21 protein-coding genes are annotated in these 25,012 nt (G+C 27.2%); 15 read left to right on the top strand and 6 right to left on the bottom strand.

What is annotated here, in order from left to right:
- Positions 1–189 (top strand): hypothetical protein (locus tag VJ881_01320; GenBank protein ID HKL74677.1); only part of this gene is annotated, 189 nt, incomplete at its 5' end.
- A 60-nt stretch (positions 190–249) separates the two neighbouring features.
- Here the strand turns inward: VJ881_01320 and hcp are convergent.
- Positions 250–1,920: a hydroxylamine reductase gene (hcp, locus tag VJ881_01315; GenBank protein HKL74676.1), complete on the bottom strand. Its 1,671-nt coding sequence runs from the start codon at positions 1,918–1,920 to the stop codon at positions 250–252.
- A 173-nt stretch (positions 1,921–2,093) separates the two neighbouring features.
- Between hcp and VJ881_01310 the strand changes: the two genes are divergently transcribed.
- Positions 2,094–4,493, top strand: a complete 2,400-nt coding sequence (locus VJ881_01310; protein ID HKL74675.1) for a homocysteine S-methyltransferase family protein — start codon at positions 2,094–2,096, stop codon at positions 4,491–4,493.
- On the opposite strand, the gene mnmH is transcribed toward VJ881_01310, so the two are convergent.
- Positions 4,490–5,548, bottom strand: coding sequence for a tRNA 2-selenouridine(34) synthase MnmH (gene mnmH, locus VJ881_01305; protein ID HKL74674.1), 1,059 nt, complete (start codon positions 5,546–5,548; stop codon positions 4,490–4,492). The two genes, VJ881_01310 and mnmH, sit on opposite strands and share 4 nt — an antisense overlap.
- Before the next feature lie 95 nt (positions 5,549–5,643).
- Between mnmH and VJ881_01300 the strand changes: the two genes are divergently transcribed.
- Positions 5,644–6,846: a hypothetical protein gene (locus VJ881_01300; protein HKL74673.1), complete on the top strand. Its 1,203-nt coding sequence runs from the start codon at positions 5,644–5,646 to the stop codon at positions 6,844–6,846.
- Between the two features lie 6 nt (positions 6,847–6,852).
- Here VJ881_01300 and VJ881_01295 read toward each other — a convergent pair whose 3' ends face one another.
- The gene (locus tag VJ881_01295; GenBank protein ID HKL74672.1) at positions 6,853–8,298 is read right to left on the bottom strand and encodes a glycoside-pentoside-hexuronide (GPH):cation symporter; all 1,446 of its coding nucleotides are present in this window, start codon (positions 8,296–8,298) and stop codon (positions 6,853–6,855) included.
- A 168-nt stretch (positions 8,299–8,466) separates the two neighbouring features.
- Here VJ881_01295 and VJ881_01290 point away from each other — a divergent pair, with 168 nt between their 5' ends.
- From VJ881_01290 to VJ881_01255, 8 genes are all read left to right on the top strand, one after another.
- Positions 8,467–9,207 (top strand): lysophospholipid acyltransferase family protein, encoded by a 741-nt coding sequence (locus VJ881_01290; protein ID HKL74671.1) that lies wholly within the window; start codon positions 8,467–8,469, stop codon positions 9,205–9,207.
- Between the two features lie 19 nt (positions 9,208–9,226).
- Positions 9,227–9,706 (top strand): DUF456 domain-containing protein, encoded by a 480-nt coding sequence (locus VJ881_01285; protein HKL74670.1) that lies wholly within the window; start codon positions 9,227–9,229, stop codon positions 9,704–9,706.
- Between the two features lie 24 nt (positions 9,707–9,730).
- Complete coding sequence (locus tag VJ881_01280) at positions 9,731–10,954, top strand: patatin-like phospholipase family protein (protein ID HKL74669.1); 1,224 nt, start codon at positions 9,731–9,733, stop codon at positions 10,952–10,954.
- A gap of 16 nt (positions 10,955–10,970) precedes the next feature.
- Complete coding sequence (gene menA / locus VJ881_01275) at positions 10,971–11,924, top strand: 1,4-dihydroxy-2-naphthoate polyprenyltransferase (GenBank protein HKL74668.1); 954 nt, start codon at positions 10,971–10,973, stop codon at positions 11,922–11,924.
- An 80-nt stretch (positions 11,925–12,004) separates the two neighbouring features.
- Complete coding sequence (locus VJ881_01270) at positions 12,005–12,634, top strand: nitroreductase family protein (protein ID HKL74667.1); 630 nt, start codon at positions 12,005–12,007, stop codon at positions 12,632–12,634.
- A gap of 2 nt (positions 12,635–12,636) precedes the next feature.
- Positions 12,637–13,350 carry a glycerophosphodiester phosphodiesterase gene (locus VJ881_01265; protein HKL74666.1) on the top strand — a complete coding sequence of 238 codons (714 nt, stop codon included), beginning with the start codon at positions 12,637–12,639 and terminating at the stop codon, positions 13,348–13,350.
- A gap of 133 nt (positions 13,351–13,483) precedes the next feature.
- Positions 13,484–14,623, top strand: a complete 1,140-nt coding sequence (locus tag VJ881_01260; GenBank protein ID HKL74665.1) for a hypothetical protein — start codon at positions 13,484–13,486, stop codon at positions 14,621–14,623.
- Between the two features lie 159 nt (positions 14,624–14,782).
- Positions 14,783–15,679 carry an alpha/beta hydrolase gene (locus VJ881_01255; protein ID HKL74664.1) on the top strand — a complete coding sequence of 299 codons (897 nt, stop codon included), beginning with the start codon at positions 14,783–14,785 and terminating at the stop codon, positions 15,677–15,679.
- Here the strand turns inward: VJ881_01255 and VJ881_01250 are convergent.
- Together VJ881_01250 and VJ881_01245 are read right to left on the bottom strand one after the other, a co-directional pair.
- A complete protein-coding gene (locus VJ881_01250; protein ID HKL74663.1) occupies positions 15,676–16,344 on the bottom strand; it encodes an NAD-binding protein in 669 nt (222 codons plus the stop codon). The genes VJ881_01255 and VJ881_01250 overlap by 4 nt on opposite strands.
- A gap of 17 nt (positions 16,345–16,361) precedes the next feature.
- Positions 16,362–17,840 (bottom strand): TrkH family potassium uptake protein, encoded by a 1,479-nt coding sequence (locus VJ881_01245; GenBank protein HKL74662.1) that lies wholly within the window; start codon positions 17,838–17,840, stop codon positions 16,362–16,364.
- A gap of 228 nt (positions 17,841–18,068) precedes the next feature.
- On the opposite strand from VJ881_01245, the gene VJ881_01240 reads away from it, so the two are divergent.
- Entirely contained in the window at positions 18,069–19,079 is a 1,011-nt protein-coding gene (locus VJ881_01240) for a M23 family metallopeptidase (protein ID HKL74661.1), read from the top strand.
- A 109-nt stretch (positions 19,080–19,188) separates the two neighbouring features.
- On the top strand, positions 19,189–19,389 hold the full coding sequence (locus tag VJ881_01235) for a cold shock domain-containing protein (protein HKL74660.1): 201 nt from the start codon (positions 19,189–19,191) through the stop codon (positions 19,387–19,389).
- Positions 19,390–19,461: 72 nt separating this feature from the next.
- Here the strand turns inward: VJ881_01235 and VJ881_01230 are convergent, their stop codons facing one another.
- Entirely contained in the window at positions 19,462–20,052 is a 591-nt protein-coding gene (locus VJ881_01230; GenBank protein HKL74659.1) for a zinc dependent phospholipase C family protein, read from the bottom strand.
- Positions 20,053–20,313: 261 nt separating this feature from the next.
- Here VJ881_01230 and VJ881_01225 point away from each other — a divergent pair, with 261 nt between their 5' ends.
- Positions 20,314–21,663, top strand: a complete 1,350-nt coding sequence (locus VJ881_01225) for a GH1 family beta-glucosidase (GenBank protein HKL74658.1) — start codon at positions 20,314–20,316, stop codon at positions 21,661–21,663.
- A 57-nt stretch (positions 21,664–21,720) separates the two neighbouring features.
- Positions 21,721–24,939 (top strand): hypothetical protein, encoded by a 3,219-nt coding sequence (locus VJ881_01220; GenBank protein ID HKL74657.1) that lies wholly within the window; start codon positions 21,721–21,723, stop codon positions 24,937–24,939.
- Positions 24,940–25,012: the final 73 nt, after the last annotated feature.

Genomic DNA, 25,012 nt, shown 5'->3' with positions numbered 1-25,012 from the left:
TGTACTCATACTCATGAACCAAGTTGTGCTGTGAAAAAAGCAATAAAAGATGGTGATTTAAAAGAAGAAAGATTAAAGAATTTTCATAAGATGAAAAGAGAAATGAGATATCAAAAATTAAAGAAAATGAAATCTGCTAATAATATAGAACAGGAAAAATGGTATGAAATAACAAAAAATAATAGGTAAATATAAAAAACGGGAGGTAGCCTACCTCCCGTTAAGTATTTTTTTTGTATATATTTTAAATTAGTTACCGGCCATCATTGCTTCAACATCTTCTTTTACATCACCAATAGGTTTAATATCAAACTTATCAACTAATACATTTAATACATTATCTGAAACAAAAGCAGGAAGTGTAGGTCCTAGTCTAATTCCTTTTACTCCAAGACTGAGAAGAGCAAGAAGAACAGTAACTGCTTTTTGTTCATACCAGGCAATATCATAGGATATTGGAAGTTCATTAATATCATCAATATCCATTGCTTCAGCTAATTTTTGGGCAATTACTACCAGTGAATAGGAATCATTACACTGACCTGCGTCGAGCACTCTTGGAATTCCATCAATATCTCCAAGGTCAAGTTTGTTATATCGATATTTTGCACAGCCAGCTGTTAAAATAATAGTATCTTCAGGTAATTCTTCTGCTACATCTTTATAATAGTTACGAGAACTAAATCTACCATCACAACCAGCCATAACTACAAATCTTTTGATTTTTCCGGCCTGAATTGCTTCAATTACTTTGTCTGCAATACTTAAAACACTATTATGTGCAAATCCTCCAGGAATAGAACCTTCTTCGAGTTTTTCCGGAGAATCACATTTTTTAGCATGTTCTACTATTTTTGAGAAATCTTTAGTGTCAGAAAAATCATCTCTGTCTTCAATATGACTTAATCCCGGATAACCTACTACATCTGTTGTATATACTCTATTTTTATAACTATCTTTGGGAGGAGTTAAACAGTTTGTAGTCATTAATACTGGGCCATTGAATTTTTCAAACTCTTCATCCTGTTTCCACCAGGAATTCCCATAATTACCGATAAAATGATCATACTTTTTAAATTCTGGATAAGAGTTAGCAGGTAACATTTCACCATGTGTATAAATATCAATACCTTCACCTTTAGTTTGTTCCAGTAATTCTTTAAAATCACGTAAATCATGTCCACTTACGAGAATACCAGGGCGGTCATTTACACCAATATTTACTTCAGTTGGTTCTGGGTGTCCATAAGTATCTGTATTGGCTTCATCAAGAAGAGCCATAGTTTTTACGCCTGTTTCTCCTGTTTTCATGACCATACCAATAAGATCATCGACTGACAGGCTATCATCTGTAGTAGCGGCCAGACCTTTCTGGAGGAAATCATAAATTTCTTCATCTTCATAACCTAATGTTCTGGCATGACTTAAATATGCTGAAACTCCTTTTAGACCATAAGTCATAAGCTCTCTTAGTGAACGAATATCTTCATTTTCTGTATTTAGAACTCCAACTTCTTGAGCTTTTGTGTAAAGATCATCTATATTTTCTGGAGTCCAGACAGCCATTTCTGGCAGATTACCTGAAAATTCTTCTCCATTTTCTTTTTCATAAGCTTTTTCAAATTTTTCGCGATATTCATCTCTTAATTTAATACCTTCTTCAATCATTTCTTCAAAACGATTTTCATCAAAGTTAACATTAGTAATTGTGGCAAACATTCCATCAACAATAAAATCACGAGCTTTTTTGTATTCTACTCCTAAATCTTTTGCTTTTTCAGCAAATATTGAAATTCCCTTTAAAGTATAAATTAGTAAATCCTGTAGATTTGCAACATCTTCATTTTTTCCACAGACTCCTTTTACTGTACAACCTTCGTTTTTAGATGTTTCCTGACATTGATAACAAAACATACTCATAAATTATACCTCCTGATTTTTGTAATTTGTTTTACAATATTATTGTAATAGAAAGCTGAGAAGATTACTATGATATTTATCACATTTTACCTTATTGTTTTAGCTTTATTATTTTGATAAGATAAATATAGAGTAAAAAATTACTAAAGATTTTGGATATAGGGAGTGTTATGATGAAAAATATTTTACAAAGATTGAAAAATGAAATTTTAGTTTTTGATGGAGCGATTGGAACTGAATTGCAAAAAAATGGTCTAAAAGCAGGTGAACCTCCAGAATTATGGAATTTAAAAAATAAAAAGAAAGTAAAAAAAGTACATGAATCTTATTTTTTAGCTGGAAGTGATATTATCCAGACTAATACTTTTGGAGCGAATAGATTAAAACTTAAAGAATATAATTTAGCAGATAAGATAGAAGAAATTAATAAAAATGCAGTGAAATTTATTAAAGAGGCTAGTAGTAATGAAATTATTATTTCAGGTTCAGTTGGCCCGACTGGAGAATTATTAAAACCAATTGGAAATTTTACATTTGATAGAGTTAAAAATATTTTTGCCGAACAAATAAATTTTCTAAAAGAAGCTGGTGTAGATTTAATAACTATTGAAACTATTTCTGATATTCAGGAAGCAAGAGCTGCTGTAATTGCCGCTAAAGAAGTAAGTAATCTACCTGTACTTTGTAGTTTAACTTATGAAGAAAATGGAAAAACGATCAGTGGAACAGGGGCAGATTCTGCTGCAATTATTCTAGAAGCTGTAGGAGCTGATATATTAGGAATTAATTGTAGTATAGGTCCAAAAGACATGATTAGTGTGTTAGAAAAACTGAAAAATTCGACTCATCTTCCTCTAAGTTTTAAACCAAATGCTGGTATGCCTCAATTAGATTCTCTCGGAAATACAGTTTATAATGCAGATGCTGACTATATGGCTGATTATATAAATGAGGCTGTAAAAAATGGTGCCAATATAATTGGTGGTTGTTGTGGAACTGGCCCTGATTATATAAAAAAAGTAAAAGAAAAAGTGAAAAATAAAAAACCTTTAAAAAGAAAAGAAGAGAAAAATGGAAGTATTGCCAGCAGAACAAAGATAGTAAGGGTTGGAGAAAATATACCTACTACTATTATAGGTGAAAAAATTAATCCCAGTGGAAATGAGCAGCTAACAAAAGAAATTAAAAATGGTAAAACATCATTATTAGGGGAACTAGCTTCCAAACAGGAAAAATCAGGAGCAGATATAGTTGATTTGAATATAGGGGTTGCTGATTTTGATCAGAAAAAATATATAAAAAAAGCGATTTTTGCTATTCATAACAAATGTGATATTCCAGTTTCTATTGATACCAGTGATTATGAAGCTATGGAAGAAGCATTAAAATCTTATGCGGGGAAAGCTCTTATAAATTCAGTTACTGCTGAAAAGGAAAGTATAAATAAAGTTTTACCACTGGCCAAAAAATATGGTGCTTCAGTTATAGCTTTAACTTTAACTGATTCAGGTATACCTGAAAGTGCAGAAAAAAGAGTAGAAGTTGCCAAAAAGATTCTTGAAAAAGCTAAAAAATTAGGAATACCTAAAAAAAATATATTTGTAGATACTTTAGTACTTACTGCAGGAAGTTCCCAGGAGCAGATTGATGAAACTCTTAGAGCTGTAAAATTAATAAAAGAAAAATTAGGATTAAAAACTGTTTTAGGAATAAGTAATATTTCATATGGATTACCTGCTAGAAGATATATTAATAGGAGCTTTTTAGCCATGGCAATTCGGGAAGGATTGAATATGGCTATAGTTAACCCTTTAGATGAGGGGATAATAAATACAATAAAAGCTTCTGATTTGTTAGTAGAACGCGATAAAAATGCGCAATTATATATAAAGAAATATCATAAAAAAGATAATGAAAAGATAAAAAAAGATAATAAGTCTGATCATAAAGATATTGGTTTTTTATTAAAAGAGAGTATAATTGATGGAGATGATTCATATTTAGATGATTATTTAGACAAATTATTAAAAGAAAATGAAGCTTTAGAAATAATAAATGAAATTTTGATTCCTGCAATAAAAATTGTAGGAGATAAATATGATAAAGGGGAGTTTTATTTACCACAACTAATGTCTTCAGCCAAAACAATGGAAAAAGCAGTAGCTATTTTAAAACCATTAATATTGGATGAAAAACAGGAAACAAAAGGTAAATTATTAATGGCAACAGTTAAAGGAGATATACATGATATTGGAAAAAATATTGTAAAAATAATGCTTCAAAATAATGGATTTGAAGTTTTTGATTTAGGTAAAAATGTTGCTGATAATGAAATAATAAATTCAATTAAAGAAAATAATATAGATATAGTCGCTTTAAGTTCTTTAATGACAACTACTTTGCCTTCTTTAAAAAGAATAACCAAAAAAATCAAAGATGAATTTCCTAAGGTAAAAGTTATAGTAGGTGGAGCAGTAGTAACTAAAGAATATGCTTCCAAAATTGGGGCTGATGGTTATGCCGATAATGCTTTTAAGGCAGTAGAAATAGCCGAAAAAATAATCAATAATTAAATATTTGAAATAAATTCAATTATTTTGTCCTGTATATAATTAAGATTATCAGAATTGATTTTTAAAGAATAGTTTTTTTGTATTTTTTGTTTGTTTTTATATAATGGATCATAGTAGTGTTTTAATAGAATTTCAATCACAGATTTAAGGTTTTTCTTTTTGACTAAATTTTTTAATCTTTTATATTTTTGTTTACCCATATCTCTTATTAAATGTTTTTTTACTGATTCAATTGAATCTAAAGTTTTTTGAATAAATTTTTGTTTGTTTTCTTGAAAACTATCAGTATATTCATTATAGATTCTATTAATTCGAGCATCAATTGAGCTTTCTATTAAGATATGAATTCCATTATTCATTTTATTTACAAAAAATTGAGGAAGATTAGACATACCTATTCTACGATTTTCAGCTTCTACAGCAATTATATTTTCATCTGTAATACTTTCTAGTTTTTCCCATAATAATGAATCAAACATTTTTTGATTTCTTGGTTTTTTAAGTCCAATATCACCAAAAGCTGAGCCACGATGATTTGCCAGACCTTCAAGATCTATAATATGAATGCCTTTATTATTTAATTTATACAAAAGATCAGTTTTACCAACTCCTGTATTACCGTGGATTACAAGAAATCGATTATCTAATTTATAATTTTCTAGTTTATTTAATATAAAGTGCCTATAAGCTTTGTAACCACCTTTTAATTGAAAAGCTTTAAGACCTGCTAAATCAGCAAAGGTTACAAGGCTTTTACTTCTAAGATTACCTCTTGAACAAAATATAATAACATAATTATATTTTTGTCTTAGTTCTCTAATTTTTTTAACTAATTCTGGAATTTTAGGTGAAATAAATTCAACACCTTTCATTTTGGCAGCTGCAGGGCTTTCATTATTATATATAGTACCTACAATCTTTCTCTCTTTATTATTTAAAATCGGTAAATTAATTGCCCCGGGAATTGTTGACTCGTTATATTCTTTGCTTGTTCTTACATCGACATAAATTACAGAATTTTTATTAAGTGACTCTGTGTATGTTATTTTATCCATAAATTATTGACTCCTTTTTAAATTCATATCTATTATATGATATAATTACTATATAAGCAATTAAATATAAAAATTATAAATGTAGGAGGCGTAAAATGAAAATAAATGATAGTTTTTTAATTATATTTTTATTAATTTTAATCATAAGTATAGCTACACCTATTAATGCTGAACCATTAACTGAAAATGATCTAATAGGAAAATGGACAGGAAAAATTAGAGTTAATAATCATGAATTAGAAATTGTAATAGATTTTTTTAATACCAATAATGGTATTAAGGGGACAATAGATATTCCTGCTCAAAATATAGTAGATTATCAGTTAAAAAATATAAGTTATAAAGACAGTGAAATAAATTTTGAAATTCCAGCTGAAGAAACTGGAAAATTTATTGGGGAATTTTCTAATTATGAAATAACAGGAGAATATATTCAAAAAAATCTAAAAGGAAGATTTCATTTAATTAAAGAAATAGAAAAATCTGAAAAAAAAGAGAAAGAAGAAAAGAGTACAAAAAAAGAAGAAAAGTTAGAAACGAAAGAAATAGAAAAGGAACCTGATATTAGTCCACCTTATCCAGCCTTAATGATTTTTTCTGATTTTGGTAAAGCAAATGATGAAACAATTAAGAAATATCAAATGATAAGAGAGTTATTTATTAAAAATGGATATGCAGTTTTTTATTATGAAAATAATACCTTTAATTTTGCAAAGACTACAGAAAAAGAGGATTTCAACTATAATGATTTAGTTACAGAGTCAATAAAATTTCTTGAAAAAATTTCTATTAATCCAAATTATGATAAGTTATATATTGTAGGTGATGGACAGGGAGCTCTACTCTCACTGGCTGCAGTCGAAAAATCTAAAATAGATATAAATAAATTTATTTTTATTGAGCCCCCGACAGGTCCTGCTTCAAAAATACTTTTAAATCAGCTATATGGTCTTCAAAATGATTTATATGCAGAAACAAGATACATAATTAATAAATTGGAAAAGGGTGAAAAAGTAAAAGAAATTTCACAAGAATTGAGAACTTTTTTTGCTCCAGATATTCAACCTTTTTTAATTTCCTGGTTTGAATACAATCCATTAAAATTAATAAAAAACAATCAAAGTCCAATTTTAATTATAGAAAAAGAAACTAAAAAAATGCCTGAAGAAATAATTCAAAGAGATAATATCAAATATAATTTAATCACAGATGATATTTTTATCAAAGAAGAAAAAACTCAAAGTATTTATTTGAATGAAAAATTTATAGAAAATATTGAGGCTTTTATGAATATGTAAGTAAAATTAATTAAAATAATTATTTCCAGATAATTCTTCACATATTTTTTTGACTTTGGGTTTAACCTCTTTTCTTTTGCCACCAGAACGTAATCTGTTAATTTCTTTTCTTAAAATTTGTTGTTTTTTTGGAGTAATTTTAAATTTAAAGGCAGAAATTATTCCAGCTATAATGAAAATTACTGGAATGAATATAAAAATCATTTTTAAGTTGAATAAAGTTTCACCACTCTGGCTGGTATTTGGAACATAACCGATTAAAGAAAGAAAAATACCAATTGACCACATGGCTATTGCCTGGGCAAACTTTCTAATAAGGGTCATAAGACCTGAATATACGCCTGTTCTTTTTTTGAGAGTCATTACTTCATCTACATCTGTTATTGAAGGAAGAATGGCATAAGGAACCATTACTCCAGCTGAGAGACCGGCTCCAATGAAAATACAGACTAATATGATTAAATAAATAGAAGTGTTAGGTCCCAAAAATAAAAGACTTAGCATACTTAAGCCCCAGATTGTTAAACCTATTATATAGGCTTTTGCTTTTCCATATTTGTTGCTGATTTTCATATAAAAAGGCAACATTAATATTTGACTTGTTAAAATTGCTAGCATACAATAAGAAAAGAGATTTGGTAACTGCAAATAATAGTTTAAGTAGTAAACAAAAAGGGCCATAACAAAATCCATTGCTAAATAGGCAAAAATATACATTAAAAGATGAATTCTAAAAGATTTATTTTCGAAAATGGTTCTAAAACTTTTTATTTTTGTAGTTAATTTAGTTCTTTTTTCTGAATGGTTTTCTGGAAGTTCTTTTGTTCCCCAAAAAACAAAAATCCAGGGAAGAGAATAAAAAATACCAAAAATAATTCCCATTACTAAATAAGCTTTTGATTCAGTAATTATAATAGAGTTTTTTAATAAAAAGTTAATTAACATTTTGGGAAGGACCCCTGCAATTAAAGCTGATAACTGAGAAAATAACATTCTAGAAGTAGATAATTTTGTTCTTACCTTGAAATCCGAGGTCATATCGGCATTTAAAGCAGTATAGGGGACCATTACTAGTGTAAATACAGTAGAAAAAAATATGTAAGCAAAACTATAATAAAAAAATAAAAATAGCTGTGAAGAAAAATCTATAGGATACCATAATAATGTAAAACTTATGGCAATCGGGATAATTCCGATGAGAAAATAAATTCTTCGTTTTCCATATTTAGTTTTAGTATGATCAGACAAATAACCCATTAGAGGATCTGATACTGCATCCCATATTTTACCTATTACTAAAACAGTGCCAGCTCGACTGGGGCTGAGTCCTACTATATCAGTTAAAAAAATCATATAAAGAGTTCCAATGATTAAAAAAGCTCCACCGCCGAAAAGGTCACCAAGTCCGTATAATATTATATTTTTTTTATCAATACTTTGTGTATTAATCATTTTAACCTCCATTCAAGTATTATTATATATAAAAATTTTTTTATTTTCAATTTTTAATAAAGTTTGCATTTTAAAGATAGGAAGGAAATGTAAATGCAATCTAGAATTATTAATAAAGATAAAAGCTATATATTAAGTTAGATTTCATAATGAAAGAGAGTGATATTAATGGCTAAACCGCCAATTCAATTCAAAATAACAAAGAAATTAGCAACAGGTTTATTAAACTCAATGATTAATTTAAAAGTTGAAGGTAAAGAAAATATTCCTGAAGATGAAACATTTATTTTGATTTCAAATCATTTAAACTGGAGTGATCCTTTTTTAATTTATTCAATTTTTCCAGCAGAACCAAGGATAATTTTTGTAGCTGAATATGAAGGTATTTATGATACTAAATTTAATAAGAATTTTATTGATTTTATGGGTAAACCTATAATTACAATTGATCGAACACGAACCCATTCTAGAAGTGCAGGTTTAAAGTCAATGTTTAAAGTTGTAAGATCAGGTGAGATTTTAGCAATATTTCCTGAAGGAAGAATAGGTCATGAAGAAGGTGAGCTTTTTCCTTTTCATGTAGGTGTATTTTCTTTAGCTAAAAAATTAGGAATACCAATTTTACCTCTTGCAATAGCTGGTAGTAAAGAGATATATTTTAGAAAACCGGTGAAAGTTAGAATAGGTGATCTTCATTATGCCAAAGAAGATGAAACAAATGAAGATTTTGCTCGTAGAATGGCTTTGACAGTTAAAAATTTGATTCCAGAATATCCTGGAGAAGGTCCCTTTCCTGGGTTCGGTAATTGGATGACCAATCTTTGTCAGGGTGAATTGCGTTCTTTTGAAGGTGAAAATAATCTTATAATACCTACAAACAATGAAAAAAATGGGGACAATGATTCTTAAAAAACAGGAGTGATGCTAAATGGATATTTTCTTGTATTTGCTAATTGGAATATTTTTCATTTTGAGTCTTGTTGGAAGTTTTATTCCAATTATTCCTGATGTTATCCCCATCTGGTTAGGAGTAGCTGTTTATCATTTTTTCTTAAATGATAGTGTGTTATCTCAAAGTTTTTTTATTTCTTTGGCTTTTATAACTATTTTAATTCAATTGGCTGATTTTTTGGCTAATGCATATTTTGTAAAAAAATCAGGAGGAAATAATTTATCAATCTTAGGTGCTTTTTTAGGATTGTTAGCTGGTATGATATTTTTAGGGCCCTTGGGATTAATAATTGGTCCGTTTTTTGGTGTTCTGGTAGTTGAATATATAAGTAATCGTGATAAAGATAGATCATTTAAAATTGCATTTTCCACTTTAATAGCTTATTTAGGAAGTGGTTTTATTAAATTTATATTACAAATCATAATTATTGTCTGGTTTGTATTTTCAGTAGTTTAAAAATATTTATTAAAGGTGATTAAAATGCAAAAAGAAAATTATGGTTTGGTTTTAGAAGGAGGAGGAGCAAAAGGTGCTTATCATATTGGAGCAGCTAAAGCTCTTGCTGAATTAGATATTAAAATTGGGGGAATAAGTGGTACATCAGTAGGTGCTTTAAATGGAGCAATGTTGATCCAGGATGATCTGGAAAAAGCTTATAATCTATGGTACAATATTAAGCCTTCAAAAGTTTATGAAATTAATGATAATTATTTTCAGGATTTAAAAGATCTAAAAATTACTAAAGAAACATTTATATATTTTTATAATAAAGTTAAAGACATATTTGAAAAAAAGGGTGTAGATAACTCAAAAATAAAGGAAATTTTACAACAATATATTAAAGAAGATAAAATAAGAAATTCCGGTAAAGATTTTGGAATAGTAACGATTTCTTTAACTGATAAAGAGCCAATGGAATTATATTTAGAAGATATTCCTGAAGGAAAACTGGCTGAATATCTAATGGCCAGTGCCTATTTACCTTTTTTTATTAGAGAAAAAGTTGATGGCAAAATTTTTCTAGATGGTGGTTTTTATAATAATTTACCAGTTAATTTATTAGCAAAAAGAGGATATAAAAATATAATAGCTGTTAGGACTTTTGGTTTAGGTAGAAGTCCTGATTTAAGTGAAATGGATCTAAATATTATTGAAATTGAGCCTTCAGATGATCTTGGTTTAACGGTAGATTTTAGTAAAAAGAAAGCAAGAAGAAATCTTAATATGGGTTATTATGATACTATGAAAAAATTTAAAGACTTAATAGGTAAGAAATATTATCTGGATTTTTCTTATAATGATGAATATTATTTTAATTTTTTATGTGATATTTGTGAAAATGATATTTTAGAAACAGGTAAAATATTTAAAATAGAAAAGATGCCCCCTAAAAGACTATTATTTGAAAAATTAATTCCTTATATTGCTGAAATGTTAGATATTGATAAAAAACAGGATTATAAGTATATTATTGCCGGAATGTTAGAAGTCCTAGCAGAGAAATTAAATATAAATAGATATCATATCTATAATTTGCAGGATTTAATGAAAAAAATAAATAAAAATTTAAAGAAAAGAAATTCAGAAAATAATAAGTATATCCCTAATTTTGTATTTAATAATAAATTATTAGCCAAAACTGTAAGTGATGAGTTAAAATTTAAAATTATACTTACTCTTTTAAAGTCAAAAATTACCAATTAATTCCGGAGCTGATATAATGAATATTAAAAGTTTTCTAAAATTGGTTGAGATTCAAACCAAAGTGGCCAGTATGGTCCCTTTTTTCACTGGTAGTTTATTTGCTATATATAATTATAATCAATTTGATATTAAAAATTTTTTACTTATGCTTATTTCTCTTTTGAGTTTTGATATGGTGGCAACTACAATAAATAATTATATAGATTATAAAGAAGCTGAAAAAAAACATGGATATAACTATGAAAAACATAATGCGATTGTTCATTATAATATAAAAGAAGCAACGGTTATAAAAACAATAATAATATTATTTAGTATTGCCTCAATTACAGGATTTTTCTTATTTTTGAATACTGATTCTGTTGTTTTAATTTTGGGAATAATTTCTTTTATTGTAGGAGTTTTATATTCATATGGACCTATCCCTATTTCTAGAATGCCTCTTGGAGAAATTTTTTCTGGATTTTTTATGGGATTTATTATTATTTTTTTAGCAACATATATTCATGTTTTTTCAACTGATATCGTGAATATTTTACTGAAAAATAATTTAATTAATATTATGTTTAACTATAAAGAGATTATCAAAATATTTTTTGTTTCATTACCGGCAGTTAATGGAATAGCTAATATAATGTTAGCAAATAATGTCTGTGATATTGAAGATGACTTAGAAAACAAAAGATTTACTTTAGTTATTCATATTGGTGTTGAGAAAGCATTGAAATTATTTAAAATTTTATATTATATTAGTTATATAAATATTACTATTCTTGTCCTTTTGAATATTCTTCCTGCATTTAGTTTGCTTGTATTACTTACTTATATACCTGTTAAAAATAATATAAATAAATTTTTTAAAAATCAACAAAAGAATGAAACTTTTATTTTTTCAGTTCAAAATTTTTTATTAATTAATGTTAGTTATGCATTGACGCTTGGTGTTGCAAAAGTAGTGCAATTTTTATAATTTATTAATTTTTTGACAAATATAAACTAAGTTAATATAATTATAGTAATAATTCTTAATAAATAAACAGGAGGGCTATTATGAATAAAAATTTGTCATTTAAAGAACTTGCGGAAGAGAGACGTTCTGTTAATTTTTTTGATCCGGAAAAAGATTTAGATAATAAATTATTGAAAAAAATAATAAATTTAGCTGTTTTAGCTCCTTCAAGTTTTAATACACAGCCCTGGAAAATAATAGCTGTAAAATCAAAAAGTAAAAGAAAAGAACTTTATGAAGAAGCATGTAATCAAGAAAAAGTTTTAAAAGCACCAGTTACTTTAATTATTTTAGGAGATAAAGATGGTTATGCAAGAAATAAGGATATATGGGATGAAAAATTAAGATTAAATAAAATTACTGAAGAAAAAATAGAAAAGGTTATTTCCTATAATAATAATAAACTTTATAATACTGAAGGTAGAAAAATATCTTATGCAATTCGAAATAGTTCTCTTTTGGCTATGAGTATTATGTATTCAGCTAAATATTATGGAGTAGATTCTCACCCGATGATTGGATTTAACCAGGAAAAAACAAGAGAACTATATGATATTGAAGATAATTATGAAATTACAATGATGATTTCAATGGGTTATTTTGATCAAAATAAAAAATTAAATCCCCGTGAAACTAGATTTGAATATGATAAAATAGTAGAAGAATATTAAAAATGAAACCTTATATTCTGGGGCATCGAGGTGCTCCCAAAATAGCAATTGAAAATTCTCTTTCAGCTTTTAAAAAAGCTGTTGATATTGGAGTTGATGGGGTTGAACTTGATATTCATTTGACTTCTGATAATGAAATTGTGGTAATACATGATGAAAATCTAGAACGTCTCACAGATAGTCAGGGATGTATAAAGGATATGAAATTTAGTGAATTAAGACAATATAATTTAGAAAGTAATTTTTTTGATAAAGCTAAAATTCCAACTTTAAAGGAAGTATTAGCAGAGTTAAAAACATGTGAGATAATAAATATTGAAATAAAAAATTCCCTGGTAAAATACCCTAATATTGAGAAAAGAGCAGTTGATTTAGTAAAAAAATTAAAATTAGAAGAAAAAGTAATTTTTTCATCTTTTAATCACTATAGTATTAAAAAAATTCAAAAAATAGATCCTAAAATTAAATCTGGCATACTCTACACTTCAAATATATATGAACCATGGAATTATGCCAAATTATTAGATATTAAAAGTTTACATCCTCATTATTCTGTGACTACTAAGAAATTAATAGATGAATCACATAAGAATGGCTTAGAAGTTTTTGTATTTGGGGTTAATGCTGAAAAAGAAATTAAAACTTTATTAAATATTGGGGTAGATGGTATTATAACTGATTATCCTAAAAAAGCTATGAAATTAAGAAATAAATAAAGCAGGAAATACATTTAATTTAGCGAATTATAATAATATTATGAAGTTTGAAATATTTTTTACCGCTTGTTATTATTAAATTAAGTATTGGCTATTAACTAAATAAAGGTAAATTTAAACAGGGGGGAACAATGTGGATAAAATTATGAAGAGTGATATTCAAGAATTGATTAGTGGAAATGAAGGGCCCTGTGTTAGTTTATATATGCCAACAAGTCGAAAAGCCGGTAATGATGTGAACAAGATGAAAATTAGAATGAAAAATATGATTAAAGAAATCAGAGAAAAGCTGAAAGAAAAATGGGATTATAATGATAGTGAAGTTGATGAATTTTTAAAACCTCTTCGGGAACTAACAAATAATAGAGATTTTTGGTTTAAACAAAGTATTGGTTTAGCTGTATTTCTTTCGAAAGAAAGTATAAATTATTATCGTTTACCTCTTAATTTTGTAGAAGAAATTGCTGTAGAAAATAATTTTTTAATAAAGCAATTAATTCCTGAACTTTTTGAAGATAGGAAATTTTATATATTAACCATAAGTAAAAATAGTAATAAATTTTTTGAAAGTACACAAGAAAATATAAGAGAAATTGAACTTGAAGGCTCTCCTGATAGTATTGAAGATACTTTAAAGTATGATGATCCCGAAAAGACAATACAATATCATTCTAATTCTGGTAATGGTTCTGCGATTTATCATGGGCAGGGAGTAACAGATGAAGATAACAAAGAAGATTTTCTGAGATATTTAAGAGAAATAGATGAGGCAGTATATGATTATCTGCATAATAGAAATGATCCACTAATAGTAATGTGTGTTGAAGAAGTATTTCCTCTTTATAAGAAAGCAAATAGTTATAATAATTTGCTTAAAGAATTTATTAAAGGGAGTCCTGATAAAATTAGTGAAGGGGAAATTTTAAATAAAGCCTGGAAAGTTGTAAAACCATATATTGAAAATTATAAAATTGAAGCTATAAATAAATATAAAAATTTAATTGGTAGTGATAAAACTGATACTGATTTCAAAAAAATAATAAAAGAAGCATATTATGGTAAAATAGACTCTTTATTTATTCAGAGTGATAGTGAAAAAAGAGGCTTATTTAATCATGATAATGAAAAAATAGAAATAGACAACAGTTCAAAAGATATTGATTTATACAATGAAGCAGCTGTTTATACTATAATGAATGGTGGAGAAATATATATTTTAAATAAAGAAGAGATGCCAGCAAATGAAAAAATAGCAGCTATTTATAGGTATTAAAAAATATAAAATTTAATTTTTTAAGCTCTTATCATTATCATATTTATGATAAGAGCTTATTTTTTTTGAAAAAATTTTATTTAAAAGAAGGAAATAGAGCATATTTTTTTAATAATATATTATGGAAGCAATCATCAAATTTTAAGAGGAGATGTAACTATGGCTAATGAAATTGAATTTGATAAAGTAAAATTGGATAATGGTGAAAATCTTGCTTATAGAAAAACTGGAAAAGGAGAAAAAATCATTTTACTTATTCATGGAAATACCAGTTCATCAAAAGACTGGGATTTATTTATGGAAAATATATCAGAAAAGAAATATACCTTATATGCTCCTGATTTGAGAGGATTTGGAGAATCTTCTTATAATGAAAAAATTGATAGGATTGAAGATCTTGCTGAAGACCTTAAATTATTTTGCGATAAATTAGGTTTAAAAGAATTTAATATAATAGGATGGGGTGCTGGTGGTACAGTTTCAATGAGGTTTACTATAAATTATCAGGAATATGTTCAAAGACTAATTTTACTTGAAAGTTCAAGTATAAAAGGTTTTCCGATCTATAAAGATGGAGAATATCTGGCTTCTCGTGGAGAAATTAAAGAAGTTGTTAAACCTGCATTGAAAGCATACAAATGGAAAGATAAATTCATTTTAAATAAAATTGCTCGCTGGACAATGAAAAAAGTTTGTGAAAGATCTAAATTTACTACTCATACACCTGAAAGTAACCGCTATGAGGCATATATAGATGAAATGCTTAAACAAAGAAATTTAGTTGATTTTAATTTTGCCTTAAGTTATTTTAATATATCACATGAACATAATGGTTTAATAGAAGGAACAGGTGAGGTAGATGAAATCGAAGTCCCCACCCTGGTTTTTTATGGTGATCATGATGAAGTTGTCACTAGAGAAATGCAAGAAGAAACTGTAGAAGGGATCGGAGAAAATGCTGAATTAAAAATTATTAAAAATTCCGGACATTCTCCATTTATTGATAGACTTGAGGATTTAATTGCAATAATAGATAATTTTTTAAATAAAAACTAACTTTTCAAAAATGAAGCTGCCTGTATAATGTTATCTTCAGAAGCTACTAAGAAAACCTGGTTTTTTGCATAGATACGTTGATTACCTCTTGGAATTATTAGCTCATCTTCTTTGATGTCGAAAATACCGGCTATAATACAATCATCAGGGAAACTGGGATTTTGTACTATATCAGATATTGTCTTTCCTTTTATTTTAGAATCTTCAGGAATAGTAATTATTGAAATTTCAGCTTTCCCATTACTTATTGAGGCAACCCTTCTTATCTCAGGTTCCTCAATTTCTATGTAAAATTCATTGACCATAATATCAATTGCAGAACCAATTTTTGTGACTCCGGCTAATTCATAGGCACTTTCATATTCGGGTTCTCTCATTCTTGTAAGAATTTTATTTGCTCCATAATTATTTGCCATTAGCGCAAAAACTAGATTATCAGAATCATATCTCATAGCAGCAACTCCTATATCGCAACGATCAATACCTGCTTCTTTTAGAGTTTCAATTTTTGTAGCATCTCCATTAATTGTCAAAACTCCATATTCTGAATATAACCTTTCGCATATTCTTTTATCCTGGTCAATTACTACAACATCGTGATCTTTTACTAACATTTTAGTGAGATTACGTCCTACTATACCTCCACCCGCGATTATTATATACATAATATTTCCTCCTGATTTTAGTTGTATTTCCAGACATTACGAAAAAATATTAAAAATACCGGTAATATTTCAAGTCTTCCTGCTAACATTCCAATAATATATGTTATTTTTATAACTGGTGAAAGAGAAGCCATTTTACTAACTGAAAAATAAAATGGACCAATATTTCCGACTGCAGATAACATACCAGAAATTGATTGAAATGCTGATAAATCAGAAAATACTGCGGTTATTCCTGAACCTATAAGAATCAAAAAAATCCAGGCAAAAACTAAGGCAGCTACTTTTAATATTTCTTCAATTTCAACAGTCTGTTTATCAATAGTTACCGGGATGACAGCATGTTTTGGTAAATAAATTTTTTTGATTTCTCTAATAAATAATTTGTTTAGAATTGCAACTCTAATTACTTTTATTCCTCCAGATGTTGAACCTACACAACCCCCAATTAACATTAAAAGTAAAAATAATTGTTTGGCTACTGCCGGGAAAAACGCCCCTCCGATACTTTCAGTACCAAAACCAGTTGTTGTCATAACAGAGACAACCTGAAAAAGAATTTTTCTAAAATTTTCTTCTAAATTCATTATGGTTTGAGTATCTAGAACTGTTTTTCCAATGAATATTATAGTTGTTACATATATTATAATTTGCCAAAAATATCTCATCTCAATGTTATCGATATATTTTTTTAAATTTCCTTTTAAAGCTTGATAATGAACTATAAAATTAATTCCACCAAGAGTCATAAATAAAATTATTATATATTCTATTTGTCGGTAATATGGATGGCCACTTAATTGATAATGACCAATACTTGCATCATAATTAGAAAAACCACCAGTAGATAAAGTTGTAAAACTATGGATTACAGCTTCAAAAAAAGGCATTTTAAAGATCACTAATAAAATTATTTGAATAAAAGTAAATAATATGTAGATACTCCATAAAATACTTATTGTTTTATATACATTTGGAACTGGACGGCTGGTATTTATTTTATGACTTTCAGCCGAAAATAATTGCCAATGATTTCCTTCACTTCTAAAGGTAATTAATAGGAAAAAAGTTAATATTCCCAAACCACCAAGCCACTGGATCATACTTCTCCAAAAAATAATAGACATTGGCATTGTTTCTAATTTTTGGAACACAGTAATTCCAGTAGTAGTAAAACCACTTACTGATTCAAAAAAAGAATCGAGATAGCTTTCATCCAAACCTAATTTAAAAGGAATTGAGCCTATAAAAGACGATAGGATCCAGGCAAAAGTAACTGAAACCATACTTGAAATTACATTTAATTTTAATTCTATATTTCTATATAAAAATTTTATTATAAAACCAGTAGTTAAAGAAATTATTGAAGGAATTAAAAATGCATATTGAATATTAGAATTTTCTCTTAAAAATATAGATAATAAAAAAGGGATAAAAAGCATAATTCCAAGAACAATTAAAAGATAGGCGGAAACTAAAAATATAGCATTAGTCAATTTGTTTTTTCTGTTAATTAATTTTATTATTGGTCCCCCCTTTTTTTAAAATAATTGTTTTTACAATTATAACATAGTTTATTAAAAATTTCAGAAAATAATAAAAATAATTTAGTAAATAAGTTCAAAATAAAAGAAGTAGGCTATAATTGTTTACAAAACAATAAAATAAATGGTATAATAAATATGAATTTAAGTAATTATTTTAATTAGGAGCTGAAAAGACTAATGAATAAATCTGTTAAGCTAATTTATATATTAATTCCAATTTTTATTTTAGTTTCATTTATTTCTTTTATTTCTAATTCTGAAGATAGTAAACCAAAAATTAATCAGAGAATGATAGCAAATGTAGAATTAATAACAGAAAATCATAATAATAATTTGGAATTAATAAATACAAAATTAACTTCAGATAAAAATGAAAATATAAATACATTTAATTCAGATCAAAATTTTGCTTTAGCTGAAAATAGAAATTTATATAATATTGGTCGAATAAGAAAAGAAATAATAGAAAAAAATTCACTACTGAAAAAAATAAAAGAACATACAGTTAAAAAAGGAGAAACACTCTGGAGTATTGCAAATAAATATGATATAAATATTGATACTTTAATAGGTGCTAATGATATTAGTAATATGAATAGAATTAAACCTGGAGAGAAAATAAAGATATTACCTGTAAAGGGGATATTATACAATATTTCTCCTGGAGAAAATTTAAGTTCAATAGCAAATAAATTTAATATTAGCAGGACAAAAATTATTAACAGTAATGGAATAAAAAATCCTGAAAAAATTCAAATTGGTCAAACTTTATTATTACCTGGGGCAGTTCCTGAATTTAGTTATAAAGATAGATTGGAACAGATGTTTATAGCTCCGGTGAATGCTAGAATTTCTTCTTATTATGGACCTAGATGGGGTAGGATGCATGAAGGGATTGATTATGCAGTAAATCCTGGAACTGGAATAAAAGCAGCTGGAGATGGTCGGGTAATTTATAGTGGTTGGAGTTCAGGCTATGGTTATTTAGTAATTATCCTACATCAGAAAGGTTTAAAAACTTTATATGCTCATAATTCTGAATTACTTGTACATAATGGAGAATATGTTCATAGAGGTGAAGTGATTTCTAGATCTGGTAATACTGGAAATTCTACAGGTCCACATTTACATTTTGAAGTTCAAGTTAATGGAAGACCAGCCAATCCACTAAATTATTTACGTAATTAAATGGTTATCACTTGACTTATGATCATTTTTACTATATACTATATTTTGTGGGCAAAAAAATCTAAGAAAGAGCTCACTTTATTAAAAATTAGGAGGAATTTTTTAAATGATTTACACAGGAAAAGTTAAGTGGTTTGACAGTAAAAAAGGTTATGGTTTTATTGAAAGAGAAGATGGAGATGATGTTTTTGTACATTTCTCTGCAATTCAGGATGATGGTTTTAAGTCACTAGAAGACGGCGAAGAAGTAGAATTTGAAATTGTTGAAGGTGACCGTGGTCCACAAGCAGAAAATGTAAATAAACTATAAAAAGTAATAAAACTGGGAATAAACAAACCTCGACCTATTTAGGTCGAGGTTTTTTAATTGATATACATAAAATTATTTTGCTATATTTAGATTGAAATTTGGATTAGATAGTTTTTGATTATAGGCATTGGCAAGTAATTTATTAGTTATAAATATACTAAATTGAAAAGAATAAAAAAGATCATTTTTAAAAGAAGTTTTTTTATTTGAGTATTCCTTATGTTTATAATTCATCAATTCTTTTAATGTTAATTGATAAATATAGGGATCGAGATGTTTTAGATTGAATATTTCACTTTTAGAATTATAAGCGAATTTATTAAGTTGCCATTCATATTTAAAATGATATAGATAATTATTCTCCATTTTTTTATTATTATGAGCATGACAAAAAAAGTCAGCAGTATAATGAAAAATTTCTCCCAATTTCATTGAAAAATTTTTAATATCTTTTTCTGGGTCAATATTTTTTAATTCAGAGAATTTTTCGTAAAACAAATATATACTTTCATCTTTATAATGATTAATATCGTCATTAGTAAAATCCGGTTTAACACTTCCTATAGTCAGCCAAAATTTAGATAAATTCACATTTCTTTTCTTAAAAAAATTGTAGATTTTTTTTGCTAATAAAGTATGGGTGCGAGCTTCCAGTTTTTTCACTTCCTTTTATATTTTTATTTATTCTATTTTATTTATTTTCTTTATACAACTTTGTCTATCATTATATAGTTTTTTATGAGATTAATCAACTTATTTGTCGAAAAAAATTTATAAATAAAAAAAGGGTTATTGTAATTAATCAAGAATATAATAACAAGAAGAAATGTAATCGGTTACAAAATAAATTTTATTTAATAAAAAATTTAGAATATTATCACTATAACTCTATGAAACAATTAAAAATTGAAGGAGTGTTAATTAATGAACAAACTTTTTTTTCCTGATAATTTTATCTGGGGAGCCGCTACAGCTTCATATCAAATAGAAGGAGCCTGGAATAAAGATGGAAAGAAAATGTCCATTTGGGACAGTTTTAGTCATACTCCAGGTAATGTAAAGAATGCTGATAAAGGAGATGTGGCCTGTGATCATTATCATCGATTTGAAGAGGATGTAGAGATCATGAAACAATTGGGGCTGGATACATATAGGTTTTCTGTATCCTGGCCAAGAATTATTCCTGATGGAAAGGGAAAGGTAAATCAAAAAGGGCTTGACTTTTATAAAAGATTAATAGAAAAGTTACTTGAAGCAGAAATTTCACCTACATTAACCCTATATCATTGGGACTTACCTTTTGAATTGCAAAAAATAGGAGGCTGGGCAAATAGAGATGTAGCTGAATATTTTGCAGAATATGCTGAATTAATGTTTGATGAGCTTGGAGATAAGGTTGATCGTTGGATAACTCATAATGAACCCTGGGTTGTTTCTTTCTTAGGTCATCATAAGGGAGAACATGCTCCAGGACTAAATGATTTGAAATTAGCTTTAAATGCTTCTCATAATCTTTTAGTTTCCCATGGTAAATCTGTTGAAAGATTTAGAAGTAAAAATTTAGATGGAGAAATTGGTATTACTCTTAATCTTCATCAAACTTATCCTGCAAGTAGTTCTAAAAAAGATAAAAAAGCAGCGAAATTAGCAAAAGAAAATATAAACAACTGGTTTTTAGATCCGATTTTTAAAGAGAAATATCCAGGAAGACTTTTGAATATTTATAATCAAGCAGTTGGCGGATTTGAAATCAAAGATGATGATATGAAGTTAATAGCTAAAGAAATAGATTTTTTAGGAATTAATTATTATACCAGAGCTGTAACAAAATATAATAGTAATAACAAAATTATACCAATTAGTAATATTAAGCCAGAAGGTAGTAAATATACTGATATGGGGTGGGAAGTTTATCCTCAAGGATTGTATGATCTTTTGATAGAAATTAAAGAAAAATATGGTGATCTACCTCTTTATATAACTGAAAATGGTGCAGCTTTTAAAGATGAGTTAAATGATGGAAGGATTAAAGATAATGAGCGTATTGAATATTTGAAAAAACATTTTAAAGCTGCTCATAAAGCTATTGAGAATGGTGTGAATTTGCAGGGCTATTATGTCTGGTCTTTAATGGATAATTTTGAATGGGCTTATGGTTATGATAAACGTTTTGGATTGGTATATATAGATTATGATAATAGTCAAGAACGGTATCTGAAGGACAGTGCTAAATGGTATAAAAAAGTAATTAAAAATAATGGTTTGGAAAAGTAAACTAATGTATCTAAAGATTAGTGAATTAAGAAATTATGATTAATAAGGAGTGATTTTGTGCATCTAAATGAAAAAGGAAAATTTATAATAGAAAATTATCAAAAACAAAAAACCTTTTCCAGTTTTTTACCAGGAATTGCAGGAAAAATGGGGGTTCCTATCTGGGCTTTTTATGTAAATAGGGGACAGGGGATTGCTAGTTTTGGTATAAAAAATAAGGATCACGCTATTATGGAGTTCAATCCTGCTAATAAATCATATCAACTAACTCCCCTTAAAGGTTTTAGAACATTTATTAAATTTATTGAATCTGATTATGTATATGAACCATTTAAGAAAACTTCAGATAAGATAAAAAATAAAATGATAATTGAACCTTATTCTTTAACATTAAAAGAAGTAAATCATGAATTAGATCTTGAAATTTTAATAAATTATTTTATTTTACCAGGAGAAAACTTTGGCTCATTGGTAAGAAGAGTGAACATCAAAAATTTAGCTGATAAAGATATAAAATTAGAAGTTCTTGATGGTTTACCTGAAGTGATACCTGAAGGGTTATCAAATCAAGCTCTAAAGGAAGTTAGCCAGACTATGTCTGGTTGGTGTAGAGTTGATAATATGGAAGAAAAAATGCCTTTTTTTAGAATAAGTGCAACTGCTGATGATAAACCTGAAGTAAAAGAAATAAATTCTGGTCATTTCTTTCTTTCTTTTTCTTCTGATAATGGTGATAATAAAATACTGCAACCTTTAGTAGATCCTGAGATCATCTTTGCCAATAATAAATCTTTTTTAAACCCAGTTAATTTTGAAAGAAAAATATTAGCTGATTTTCAGGGGGAACAACTTTTAGAAAATCGTTATCCATCAGCTATGAGTTCGGTTATAAAAAAAGTGAATGGTGGAGATGAAATAGTTATTAATTCTTTTTATGGTCACACTAGTTCAAAGAAAAAACTTGAAACTATAAAGAAGAAAATTTTAGAACCAGGTTATGTTAATTATAAAGAAAAAGAAAACAAAAAAATACATAACTATTATTTGGATCATATTTTTACAGTAAGTAATTATTCTCAATTTGATCAATACTGCAGACAGACTTTTTTGGATAATGTTCTTAGAGGAGGATTTCCTTCTGAAATTGGAGATCATACTTATCATCTTTTTTCTCGTAAACATGGTGATTTGGAAAGAGATTATAATTTTTTTCAATTAGAACCTAATTATTTTTCACAGGGTAATGGGAATTATAGAGATGTTAATCAGAATAGAAGGTCTGATAATTTATTTAATCCAAAAGTTCAAAAGTCAAATATAAAGCTATTTGCAAATCTCATTCAAATAGATGGATTTAATCCATTATTAATTAAAGGCCTGAGTTTTCATTTGAAAAGAAATGATAGAAAAGAGTTTATAAAATTAGTAAAAAACAAAAAAACTTTAGTAGATAATAGATTAAAAAAACAATTTACTCCTGGTGATTTAGGTCTATTTATAACTGATAATGAGGTTAAACTTAGTGTTTCTTTAGAAGAATTCATAAATAAAATTATGAAAAAAGCAGAAAGCAAAATAGAAGCTGAGCATGGAGAAGGATTTTGGATAGATCACTGGACATATCTTTTAGATTTAATTAAAAACTACCTGGCTGTTTATCCTGAAAAAGAATATGAATTGCTTATAAATGATAATAGTTATACTTATTACGATAATTATGTCCGCGTAAATCCCAGAAGTGAAAAATATGTTCTAACAAATAATGGCCCCAGACAGTTAGATGCAGTTAAAGTTGATGAAGAGAAAAAAGCTGAAATAAAAAATCGTAAATTTAAATCTAAACAGTTAAGAAAGAAAAACGGAAAGATATTTAAAACAAATTTAATGAATAAATTACTTGCAATAGTAGTTAATAAATTAGCATCTTTTGATCCTGAAGGAGTAGGGATTGAAATGGAAGCAAATAAACCGGGATGGTATGATGCTTTAAATGGATTGCCTGGAATATTTGGTTCTTCAACTCCTGAAGTTATGGAATTATATAGATTAGTTGATTTTTTAATAGAAAAAATAGATAAAATAAAACCTAATGTCAAATTGCCTGTAGAAGTTTATGATTTTATAAGAGAACTGGAACAGGAATTAGTAAAATGGCAGAAACAAGAAGACGATTTTTCTTATTGGGATCAAGCTACTAGCTTAAAGGAAGTTTACAGAAATAAGGTTTTCAAAGGTATAAATGGACAAACAAAAGAAATGCAATATAATGAGCTTAAATCTTTTTTAAATATGAGTAAAATGAAGCTTAATTCTGCAATTAAGAAATCTTATAACAAAAAAAGTGGTCTTTACAATACCTATTATTACTATTTACCAGAAGAATATGAAAAAACAGGGTTTTATTCGAAAAAGGGTAATCAGTATATTAAGGTAAAAGAATTTGCACAGCATGCTCTTCCTCCTTTTCTTGAAGGACAGGTTAGGGCCATGAAAATATTGGAGAATAAAGAGAAAATACTTGATTTACATCAAAGTGTTTGTAAAAGTGAATTATATGATAAAAAACTGAAGATGTATCGACTTAATGGAGATCTTTCAGATATGCCAGATGATATAGGTAGAGCCAGAGCTTTTAGTTCAGGATGGTTAGAAAATGGTTCAATTTGGCTTCATATGGAATATAAATATCTTTTGGAGTTATTAAAAAGTAATTTAAATGAAGAATTTTATAAGGTTATGAAAGATGTTTTAATTCCTTTTCAAGATCCAGAAAGATATGGTAGAAGTATTTTAGAAAATAGTTCTTTTATTATGAGTAGCTTAAATACTGATGTTAAAAATCATGGTCGTGGATATATAGCTCGTTTGAGTGGGTCAACAGCAGAGTTTTTGCATATTTGGTCATTGATTGCTTTTGGTCCTAAGCCATTTGTTTATGAAAATAATAAATTATGTTTTAAGCCACGTCCAATTCTACAAAAAGATATTTTTACCCAGGAAGATAGAGATGTTAGTTTTCAGTTGTCTAAAAAGAAAAAAGTAAATTTTAAAATACCAAAAAATTCTTTTGCTTTTAGGTTATTAGGCCATACGATTGCTGTTTACAATAATCCTAAGAATAAAAACACTTTTGGTGATAATAAAGTTAAAATAAAAAGTTTTGAATTTTTAATTAATGGTGAAAAAATTGAGATAAAAGGATCTAAAATCAAAGGAAAATATGCAAAAAAACTACGTAATGGTAAAATTGATTATCTTTTTATTAATCTAAAATAATGATTTAAAATAAAAATAATATAATATTTGAAAAATTATAATAAAAAAGAAGGAATATTTAATTCAACCAAGA

Source organism: Halanaerobiales bacterium, assembly GCA_035270125.1.
GTDB lineage: Bacteria > Bacillota > Halanaerobiia > Halanaerobiales > DATFIM01 > DATFIM01.
The sequence above is the reverse complement of the archived record's forward strand: the minus strand, read 5'-3'. Positions and strand labels throughout refer to the sequence as shown.